The sequence below is a fragment of the Limosilactobacillus reuteri subsp. porcinus genome (genome assembly GCF_036621895.1).
GTDB classification, from domain to species: Bacteria; Bacillota; Bacilli; order Lactobacillales; family Lactobacillaceae; genus Limosilactobacillus; species Limosilactobacillus reuteri_J.
The window spans coordinates 1-10,497 of the sequence record NZ_LN887399.1; the positions used below are offsets into that span (position 1 = coordinate 1).

Sequence of the window (10,497 nt, forward strand, 5' to 3'; positions counted from 1 at the left end):
ATGAAGTATGTCACTGATGAGCAACTACTTTTTTTCTAACTTAAATTGACATTTCGGGATCTTAAAAATTCCAACTATAATAAATACGAAGAAGGTATTGACCTAAAATGATGAAAAAATTCCCACCAATTGAAAAAATATTAGAAGCTTATACAGCAATTGCTGACGGTCACGTTAAACTTGAAAACGATCAAGCACTCGTAACCTCTTCTAATAAAGCGAAAACTTATACCGTCACCCTTTCACGACAATACCTATACTTCAAATGACAATGCCTCATACTGGCAAGGCTATCTTGGCTATCCCGGAATTGCTGTCCTGATGCTTCAAGGAAAGTTACCTTATGATAAGGAATTAGCTCAACAATTTGCTGGAGTTGATTGGAATAAAATCAATCAAGAATATAAGCGTAATTATGCGCAAGCTGCTGATGCTGTTATGACTGCTAAAGGAATTGATAAGAAGAAAGCAGAGACGGAACTTCATCATGTTTACAATGTCCTAAAGCAATTACCAATTATCGTTAAACGTGGATCATTACGATCACCTAAAGCAAACTAAAGGTGAATAAGAGACTACTCTTTTACATAAAAAGCTCTCTTATTCACCTTTTTTATTGTTGTGATAAGTATTTTTCAACAATTTTAAGAATCTTTTCGCTTGCGTGCCCATCTCCAAATGGTACTTCCGCTAGTTCCATTTGCCGATACTTCTTCTCATCATTTAACAATTCAAAAACCGCTTGTTGAATCGTTGTCGGATCAGTACCAACAATTTTTACGCCCCCTAGGCTGACCGCTTCTTGACGTTCTGTTTCATCACGTAAAAGCAAAAGAGGGCGATGCAATGCTGGAGCTTCTTCCTGCAAACCGCCTGAATCAGTTAACAGAATCGAACTCCGGACAGCAATATTTAAGAAATCATGATGATTTAATGGTGTAATAAGATGAATCCGGTCATGATCTCCTAAAATATCATTAGCCAGTAATTCTTCTTCTGGATGAGGATAGACAGGAAATATCAGGTCAAGATTGTTGTTAGTTTCCACAATATCACGCATTGTATGGAAAACACGCTTCATGGGGGCGCCGAGGTTATCTTTGCGCCGCATTGTCATTAATAAAATCCGATTATCTGCTGGGATGGACTGCAGTAAAGGATGCGTAAAATCTTCTTGTAAATTATGCTTCACGCTATCAATTGAAGTATTTCCAGTAACATAGATTCTTTTTGCTGGATGGTGCTCTTGCAATAAATTATCGCGGGCACTTGTCGTTGGCGCAAAATAAAGGTCTGCTAGATTATCTGTAAGGCGCCGATGCATTTCATCAGGGAATGGCGAATACCGTTCATAAGTACGCAAACCAGCTTCAACATGGCCAAGTGAAATATGATGATAAAAACTAATCAAACTGGCAGCCAAACTTGTAGTAGCATCACCAGCCACAAGGATCATATCTGGTTGTCCAGCATTAATCACATTATTTAAGTTATGCAACAGTTGGCTCAATAGTTCAACTTCATTTGTACTTGTTACGTTCGATGAATCAACACTGAAATCAATTTGGAAATTCAAATATGCCAACGTGTCGTTTAATAATTGTGAATTTCCCGTTGCAACAAGAACTGGTTGCCAGGTCGCAGGATTTTGATGCATCAATCTAATGATCGGCGCCAACTTCAAAACCTCAGCCCGCGTACCAAACAAAAACATAATCTTATATGGTGGCTGCATTAATGACTCTCCCTTCAGCTTTTAATAAAAAAGACGTAATCACTAAACAAAGCAATCACGTCGACAGTGCATTATCAAATGGTCCCATCCGGATTTGAACCGGAATCGACCGCTTAGGAGGCGGATGTACTATCCAATTATACTATAGGACCAAACTAAAGAATATTATCGCATTTACGAAGGATTTCGTAAAGACGGTAATTATTCTTTTTTAGTTTTCGTTATTTTTACGACGATGCTTCAAACGAATTCCTTTATTTTTGCGATTCTTTTTCTTTCGCCGTTTCTTTGGCTTAGAGAATCCACTGAGAGTTTGATTCATCTTTTTATGGTTTTCCCCACTTAATTGTTCTTTTTGCAAGTGACGACTAGCCTGCTGTTTGATTGAAACCACCCGTTGACCCTCTTCTGGTTTCTGGTTGGTTAATTTATTATCACCAATGTAGAGCTTAGTTAGTTCATAGTCACTATCAGCAAGCAACTTCTTAAGGTCACGAATATCATGATCATCACCTAAACTAAGTGCTAATCCTGGTTCTCCTTGTCGCCCAGTACGGCCAACCCGATGAATATAGGTATTGAGCGATGTCGGCAAGTCAAAGTTAATAACGGCAGGCAATTTAGGAATATCAATGCCCCGGGCTGCCAAATCCGTCGTCAACAACAACTTGATTTGCCGCTTCCGAAACATCCGCATCGCTTTTTCCCGTTGTACTTGTTTTTGTCTACCGCCCAAGGTACCTACCGGAACATGTTCGTGTCGCAACCGACTTGCAGCATAGTTAAGGGTGCGGGTACTGTTGAAGAAGACAAGCGCCCGAAAATCTTTAATACTTGTCAGCCGACGTAAAGTTGCTGTTTTTTGCGCATTGGTTCGTGCACTTAAGTAACCATGTTCTACCGGTCCCTGAGAAGTATCCTCATCACGAACATCAATAGTTTCAATATCGCGACCAAACATCACATTCAATTCATCCAGAACAGGAGATTTTGTAGCAGAAAAGAATGCTAGTTGAGTAGATAACGGGGTCGCACGCTCAATATCTTCTACGACAGCTAAAGTATCGTCTTGAAGCATGTCATCAGCTTCATCAATAACCATTGTCATTAAATGGCCGAGTTTTAAGTGATGGTTATCAAGCATATGGAGTACCCGTCCAGGTGTCCCTACTACGACATCAGGGTGTTGGTGTAAATTCATAACTTGTCGCCGTAAATTTGCCCCCCCTGTCAGGGATTGAACGCTAACGCCAATTAAAGTTGCCCATTCACGGATTACCTTGGTTGTTTGAATTGCCAATTCTTGTGAAGGTGCGAGAACCAATAATTGAGTTCCCTCGCCTGGCATAATCTTAGGCAAGAGTGGCAACGTAAAGGCTAGGGTCTTACCAGAGCCAGTCGGTGCTATTCCAAGGACAGATTGGTCAGTTTTTAATGCCGGCGCAACTGCTTTTTGGATTGCTGTTGGTTGCTTGTATTTTTCATCAAAGTGTTTTTGAAATTGTTCGATCAAATTAAATCATCCTATTCTTGATCGTTATCAGATGGGAAAACTAGTTGAGCAGATTGACGAAGGGAGTACATAACTGAGTTGACCGTCTTAGATAATTCTAACCAATGCTTGTACTTCTTCATTTCTTCTTCATCATCAGGATTGTTAAAGAGGTCTGCGAAATCATTCATTTCATCAGTCATTGAGTTTTCTTCAACGGGCGCTTCGATTGGGTGCGCATTTTGGTCAGCATCATAATAAGTAACCTTTCGCGTATCAAAAATACTATCAAAGACTAAAGTATCTTTCAAGCCGTAAACTTCAGAATAAAGGTGGGAGTTAGCTGTCTTACCAAAGTTGAGAGTGACAGTAAATTTGTCATAGTTAAGAATTGCAACCCCTTTACCATCAACCCCAGTTTTAGTCAGAGTTGGGAAATAAACTACAGATTCTGGTTCACCGTAAATAGTAACGGCCCCATATACAGCATATACACCGAGGTCCATTAAAGCTCCCCCAGCATACTTAAGGGTAAAAATATTTGGATATGGTTCACTGCCATTAAGAACTTTATCAAAACGTGATGAGTATTTCATTACAGTGATGGTTGCTCCTTGAATATAATGTTCCTTCATCTCATCAACTTTCTTCAAGGCAGCTTGATAAATCTTGGTATGGATATGACGAGCTGCTTCAACCAAACGTGCCTTAGGATGGGCTGCCAATAATGATTCAATCGCACTGTATTCACTTGGATTTACGAAGGCTGGCTTTTCAACAATAATAGATTTATCGTTTTCAATTGCTTTCCGTGCTTGTTGGTAGTGCAAACTATTTGGTGAAGCAATATAAACGACATCAAAATCGCTCTCTTCAAAGAACTTATCAATGTTATCGTAAAATTCAGTTGCCCCATATGGCTTGCCAAACTTCTCAGCATGTTCTAATGTCCGAGAATAGACAGCTGTCAATTCATATTTTCCTGTTTTCTTGGCTGCATCTAACATCTGATCAGTAATAATATTTGTTCCAATAACACCAAGTTTTAACATAAAATCAACTCTTCCTTTTCAAATATTTCTTTGATTACATCTAATTTTAACAATTATTGCGCGTTTTTAACAGAAATGAAATCTTCTGATAATAGAAATGTGTGTATAATTAGTTATGTTATAGAATGACTTATCACTTAATTGAGGAGACTGATAAAATATGAGAAAAAAAGGAATGTTACTTTTCGGCGCGGGACTAATGGCTGGACTCACCAGTACTTTAGGGTTCAGTCGTGCGAAGAAAAGCAATAATACGATCTCGTTACCTATCTTTTATGCGGGCACATGGCAATATTATGATAAAGAACGAGATCGCTCTCATAAAATAACCATCTCTCCTGAATTAAAGCTCGGTATCGATAACCAAATCATTCCGGCAACGGTTCAACAAATCAAACCTGATAAGTTAGTTTTCCTTGATCGATTTGGTTATCACATTACTATTCGGGCAAATGAACAACGGCCAGTTTCATTAACCGATGAAGCTGATGACCAAGTTTATACTATTCAACCATTAAAATAATGTTGGCGCTGTAAGACAGCGTTTTTTATTTTTAAATTATTTTTGAGCGTACTGACGATGTGCCGGTGCTTTATAATTTTGCATAAATGCCAAAATCTGGTCAAACTGGTCACTAAAACAGATACTATTTAGATAAGGATCTTCTACAAAGCCCGCCTTATTCATTTGCTTAAATAGGTCGTTTAACGAATCATAAAAGCCATTAAAGTTGTAAAAAGCAACTGGCTTATGATTATCCCCAACTGTTGTCCATGAGGCGGCTTCGGTAATTTCCTCTAGTGTCCCAAAGCCGCCGGGAAAAGCTAATAACCCATCCGCAAGATCCATCATCGTTTGCTTGCGAATATCCATATTAGGGACAATTCTTACATCTTTTAATTCGTTATAAATGGCTCCACGTTCAGCTAGCTCAGTAGTTATTACCCCGTGAACAACGCCGCCATTTTTTAAGACTGTCCGAGCAAGGGTTCCCATCAAGCCAAACGCACCGGCACCATAAACTAATTCAATATCGTGTTGGACCAGCCATTCACCAAATCGTTGTGCTTCATGATTAAATGCCGGATTATTTCCATCACGCGCACCACAATAAACTGCAATTCGTTTAATCATACAACTACTCCCCTTTAATATTTTTTAGAGAATCTAATTGATGCTTAATTGTTGCTGCCGCACTCTTAATCTCTTCTTCTTCCAATGGGTAAAGTTTTAAGAGAAGAAGGTTGCCAATTCCTTGCCGACCAATTAACGCTGGAAAACTAATGTAAGTGGAATACTGCGGCTGATAAATTGCAATCGGCAACGCTAATTGTTCATCCGCAAAAATTGCCGTAATAATTCGGAGAGTCCAAGCAGTAACAGCACTAACATTATACCCTAATCCATCGAGAGTGTACCAATTACTAAGGTTCGCCTTAATTTTAAGCTGACTTTGATCTAAGTGATGACCATTGATTGCCGCAGTTAAGGGTTGTCCATTCACACGAACAGTTGACCAAGCAAATACCTGATGACCATCGTGTTGACCATAGACAAAACCAGTTACATTGGCAGCGGCGACCTTTGCGGCTTCTGCAATTGCCCGATAAAGGCGCGCCGTTTCAACAACCGTGCCAATCCCAATTACTTGCTTTTGCGGCAAGCCAACTTTTTGCTGGAGAACAGCAGTAATTGCCTCATTAGGATTAGTAAGGTTAATTAAGATCCCACTAAAATCACTCTTAAAAATCTTATTACCAACTTGTAAGGCCTGCTGATAGCTGGTCTCAAGCTCAGCCATTGGTTGTTGCTTCATCAAAGCACTCTTTCCAAAGGCGGTAATAAGGACATCCGCATCGGCTAAGGCAGCGTAATCTTGAATAATTATTTTTGTGTGGGTCGCCAAGACCGTTTGGGCATCATTTAAATCAGCCTGAATTGCAATAGCTAGTTGATCTTTTTCATCAATCAAAACTAATTCATCAACTTTTCCGTTCATTACTAATTGGTTGGCTAGCATTTCACCCACATGACCGAGGCCAATAATTCCAATCTTTCTCATTTTTAGCGCTTCTTTCTATTTCCCGGGAAATAACGAAAGTGAAAACAAGGTTATTACCCTACTTTAAAAAGATAGAGACTAGGAAATAATCTCCTCAGTCTCTTTTTTACTTTTCCTGAAAATCCTGAACTTCTGGAAAATCACTAAGAATTACATCACGGGCACCCTTTGAGAAATCAAAAGTTGCTTGAGCATTATAGCTTTCTTGATGATCTCCTACATATAATACTACTTGCGTTGGTTGCAAGTCTATTTGGACACCTAACTCAATGGCAGCTTTAACCAATTGTTGAACATCATCTGAGTAAACATCGCTGATTGCTTGCAATGGATGTTGGAAATTAATATTTTTCGTGTAACGATCATTGGCAATTTTTAACCCAAATGATAATAAATCACCATTTTCAAGTTGATCTGCTAACTGACCGCTAAGAGTTAGCGAAGGATCATCCACTCGTCGTTGTACAAACTTCAAAGCAAGCTGGTATTCTCGCGGAGCATTAAACTCAACAATAAAGTTTTGCAACTCTGCGATTAACTGCATTGCTTCTTCATGCATCCACGGTAATTGTTCCTTTGGCTTTTGTAAGGCCACTCCATTATTCCGCTTTTTTGCTTCCGCTAATCGTTCCTCCAAGTTATCAGGTAATGGTGAAAGAATACTATTTAAAAGCATTAATTCAAGGAAGTTAATCGTATCGTCACTAATTCCTGTTCGCGACAACGGGTCAAGGTCAAAATTACGAAATTCAAGATAATCAATTCCCTTATGTAAGGCCCCATCAATATCATGCATATCATGGTTATGCCGCCGTAACCGTACCGGGCCAAAGAATTCCTTCATACTATAGTAAGTGCCATTGTCCATGAAGTGCTTTAATTCTGCAAAATGCTGGTCGTATGAAGTATAGGTAACTTGCTCATTGGTAAAGTTATCATCCCCATAATCACTACAACGCAAACTCCGAACTGGCAGCTCCAAATCCTCTGGAATACTATGTGGCATATCTTCAGAAACCGGACTTGCTCCATATAAGTACGTAAATAACCATTGATAAAGGTAGAACTTTTGCGCTAATTTAAAGTAAAGATGATTTTGAAAATCAATACGGTTTGGATACCGGTCCGCATAAAAGCGGTGATAAATCTCGTTGATTAATTCACCATCCAAACTAAAATTAACATGGACATCCCCTAAAATTTCTTGAACAATACCATATTTCTTCCCTAGATAATCATGAGTCTCTTGGTCCCATTTCTTAGTAAATGCAGTTTGTAAATATTCAAGGTCATGCTGATAAGTCGGTCCTGGCGCCATACTTAACGGCCATAATCGTTCATCACTCCGTAAATGTGAGATAACAATCTGCTCTAACATTTTTAGTTGCCGGACTGCATTCTTAGCCCCAACAACTGGACCCGTTTCAAAGTCCATCATGTCATCCGTATAGCCTGAGTTCAAATAAATATTATATTGCCGTGAACGCAGATTTTCAGGATATGGATAACGACTTGCCCGCCCATTGGTCAAAATTCGGTGCTTCTTTGCCTCTAAACCAAACTGTGAAGAAAAAAGTTTGGCATTTAATGACGGTTCTTTTAAAGCTGCTTTAAGTTGATCATAATCGGTTCCCATCCAAGAATCCCTCCAATCAATCATTTTAATTTTATTCAAATTCAACCATAACACTTTTGAAACATAATAGACAATAATAACTTAATTATTTTACTGGATAATCACTTCAAAATAGATTAACGCTTTCTGTCCTTAATTATATCAATCTCCGCCACCAAGGAACACAAAATTGCTGATATGCTTTATTCTTAGCAAAGAAATGATTAATTCCGCTATTTTTACACTGATGTTCTTTTAATGAATTGACATAATCAGCATAAACTTCTATTCGCTGCGAATCTGGAACGCCCCGCCATGCGATAACATCCTGCATATTTTTTACTAAGTCAGCATAATTACCGCCATCATCATAATCAATAGGTGCCTGCCAATATTTTTTAGCAACCCTTCGAAGCTGACTATCGGTCGGTTGAGTAATATCAAGACGTTGATGAGTGTGACGATATTTACCAGTTACATAATACTCCCCATAGGGAATTCCATAGTTAAAAGATTCTGTATCAGCAATTTGCCGTAATTGATTGGTCAAATAATGCGTGGGATCTGAATCAACCCTTCCTTGGTTATCAAAGCGATAAATATTCCATTGACTAATAAACTTTCCTGTTTCGATATCAACAATAAATTCAATCATTCGGGCTGGATTAGCATACCGACGATACGAATTACGAACTAATTGAACCTTCATATTAGAGGGGTAAGTAAATTTATGATGATAACGATTATGATAATTAGCACCAGTCTTAAAGTCTAATTTAAAGTGATTATCGTGGGCATAGGAAAGCAATCGTTGAAAATCTGTCGCTTCTGATGAAAGAGAGGGACGCTGATATCGGCGAATAAAAGCGATGTTTTGCCGATCAAGATAACTGCGAAATAAATGAATTTTGCGTCCTAATAAATCTGCTTTTAGCCCTTTCTTCCCTAAATAAGCCGTCACAACTAAATCACGAAAATAAGGATAGAAAAAACTGGTGGGGGCTAACTGAGGTGAAAATTGATATACAGTTGGTGAAAATTGAAGAAATCCATAGTTATCAATGTAAGCTTGTAAATGGTGATTAATAATTAAATCAAGCTGTTCATGAGCGTTAAGACCGCTTTGTTTCAAGGTTCTTATATAGTTAACGGAACCTATTTGATTTACTTTTATCATATTATTTGTCATAAATATCGTTTAACGGTTCATGAACCATCGTAACATGCTCGCGCTCGGCCTCCATAAAATGGTCACCAACAGATGCAAAACCATATTTTTTGTAAAATTCCTCAACATAGGCTTGGGCATGAATAGTTATCTTAAAGTTGGGGAAATTCACTTTGATTCCACTTAATAAATGTTCAATAATCTTTCCACCTAAACCAATCCCGCGTGCTTGTGGAGCCACAACTACGCGACCAAAAGTTACAACATCATTCTGAATAAAATAACGTGCATAAGCAACTACTTCACCATTAGTAGTCGCAAAAACATGGTGCGCAAGTGGGTCACTATCATCCGGATCAGGATAGGAACTCTGTTGTTCTCCATTAAAAACTTGTGCTCGTAACTTAAGAATGGCAAAAAGTTCATTAACTGTTAGTTCAGTAAATTGTTTATCAAACCATTGCATAATTTATCCCTCCTATAATTTTATATATTATACAAAAACTAGTAAGTTAGCATAATTTTCCCGCAAAGCAATTTTATTATTAAATTTATGGAATATAATAAAGGTAAGGATTTATTTGTGAAGGGAGCGTTCAATAATGGATAATTTTTCACCTAATCGTCGAAACGTTGTTGATATTACCGACTTAAATAAGTTTTTAACAAAAATGTATGGTTTAATGACCCTGGCAGTATTGCTTTCTGCCTTAACCGCTTGGCTCGTAATAACTGTTTTCGCTCAGCAATTTACTGCTTTTATGGTCAATAACCGCTGGGGAATGTGGTTAATTATCCTCTTGCCAATTATCCTAACGTTTGGGATTAATTTTAATGCTACTCGTAGTCCTGGTCTTTGTCTGTTCCTATTAATCTTAACAGCGATAGTCTACGGAATTACCTTTGCTTTTATCGCAGGCGCTTATGCTGGTACTGATATTGCAACAGCCTTCGTTTCCTCAGCGGGTGTATTCTTAACAATGGCGATTATTGGTACTTTTTCTCACCGTGATTTTACGCGACTTGGTTCTTATGCCAGTGCGGCCTTAATCGGCTTGATTATCGCCATGCTGGTTAACTTTTTTGTGCAAAGTCCAATAATTAATTATCTGCTTTCAATCGTTGCGGTAATCATTTTTACGGCATTAACAGCTTGGGATGCACAACGAATGAAAAATATCTATACCGAGTGTAATGGTCAAGTATCATCCAATGGGCTAGCTGTCCTTGGTGCATTACAGCTTTACCTTGATTTTATTAATCTCTTTATTAGTTTCTTAGACATTTTTGGATCAAGTAATGAAAGTTGAACTACTCCCACTTAGCTAAACCTACGGTTTAATGCTTGAAGTGGGAGATTCTGGAAACATCG

The 10,497-nt window shown here is 38.3% G+C and carries 10 protein-coding genes, 1 tRNA gene and 1 pseudogene; 3 read left to right on the forward strand and 9 right to left on the reverse strand.

Translation table 11 applies throughout. The features are described from left to right. Positions 1-107 precede the first annotated feature (107 nt). Positions 108-561 (forward strand): annotated as a pseudogene (locus tag AACL61_RS05020) (hypothetical protein). A 52-nt stretch (positions 562-613) separates the two neighbouring features. Here the strand turns inward: AACL61_RS05020 and wecB are convergent. The 4 genes from wecB to AACL61_RS05040 all read right to left on the reverse strand — a co-directional run bounded on the left by wecB (position 614) and on the right by AACL61_RS05040 (position 4,279). Then, entirely contained in the window at positions 614-1,735 is a 1,122-nt protein-coding gene (wecB, locus tag AACL61_RS05025; protein WP_102816225.1) for a non-hydrolyzing UDP-N-acetylglucosamine 2-epimerase, read from the reverse strand. 79 nt (positions 1,736-1,814) lie between these two features. Next, a tRNA-Arg gene (locus AACL61_RS05030) sits at positions 1,815-1,887 on the reverse strand. Positions 1,888-1,946: 59 nt separating this feature from the next. Beyond that, a complete protein-coding gene (locus AACL61_RS05035; protein ID WP_102816224.1) occupies positions 1,947-3,248 on the reverse strand; it encodes a DEAD/DEAH box helicase in 1,302 nt (433 codons plus the stop codon). An 11-nt stretch (positions 3,249-3,259) separates the two neighbouring features. After that, positions 3,260-4,279 carry a Gfo/Idh/MocA family protein gene (locus tag AACL61_RS05040; protein ID WP_102816223.1) on the reverse strand — a complete coding sequence of 340 codons (1,020 nt, stop codon included), beginning with the start codon at positions 4,277-4,279 and terminating at the stop codon, positions 3,260-3,262. A 160-nt stretch (positions 4,280-4,439) separates the two neighbouring features. Between AACL61_RS05040 and AACL61_RS05045 the strand changes: the two genes are divergently transcribed. After that, positions 4,440-4,802, forward strand: a complete 363-nt coding sequence (locus tag AACL61_RS05045) for a DUF4828 domain-containing protein (RefSeq protein ID WP_003670659.1) — start codon at positions 4,440-4,442, stop codon at positions 4,800-4,802. Between the two features lie 36 nt (positions 4,803-4,838). Here the strand turns inward: AACL61_RS05045 and AACL61_RS05050 are convergent, their stop codons facing one another. The 5 genes from AACL61_RS05050 to AACL61_RS05070 form a co-directional block, all read right to left on the reverse strand. Continuing rightward, positions 4,839-5,414, reverse strand: coding sequence for an LOG family protein (locus AACL61_RS05050; RefSeq protein WP_085650254.1), 576 nt, complete (start codon positions 5,412-5,414; stop codon positions 4,839-4,841). Between the two features lie 4 nt (positions 5,415-5,418). Then, on the reverse strand, positions 5,419-6,342 hold the full coding sequence (locus AACL61_RS05055) for a lactate/malate family dehydrogenase (RefSeq protein WP_102816222.1): 924 nt from the start codon (positions 6,340-6,342) through the stop codon (positions 5,419-5,421). Positions 6,343-6,448: 106 nt separating this feature from the next. Then, complete coding sequence (locus AACL61_RS05060; RefSeq protein ID WP_087215010.1) at positions 6,449-7,978, reverse strand: glutamate--cysteine ligase; 1,530 nt, start codon at positions 7,976-7,978, stop codon at positions 6,449-6,451. Positions 7,979-8,114: 136 nt separating this feature from the next. Beyond that, positions 8,115-9,146, reverse strand: coding sequence for a DUF3114 domain-containing protein (locus AACL61_RS05065; RefSeq protein WP_102816221.1), 1,032 nt, complete (start codon positions 9,144-9,146; stop codon positions 8,115-8,117). Then, positions 9,136-9,591, reverse strand: a complete 456-nt coding sequence (locus tag AACL61_RS05070; protein ID WP_102816220.1) for a GNAT family N-acetyltransferase — start codon at positions 9,589-9,591, stop codon at positions 9,136-9,138. The genes AACL61_RS05065 and AACL61_RS05070 overlap by 11 nt, the downstream gene beginning before the upstream one ends. 136 nt (positions 9,592-9,727) lie before the next feature. On the opposite strand from AACL61_RS05070, the gene AACL61_RS05075 reads away from it, so the two are divergent. Then, a complete protein-coding gene (locus tag AACL61_RS05075) occupies positions 9,728-10,435 on the forward strand; it encodes a Bax inhibitor-1/YccA family protein (RefSeq protein ID WP_102816219.1) in 708 nt (235 codons plus the stop codon). The last annotated feature ends 62 nt before the right edge of the window (positions 10,436-10,497 follow it).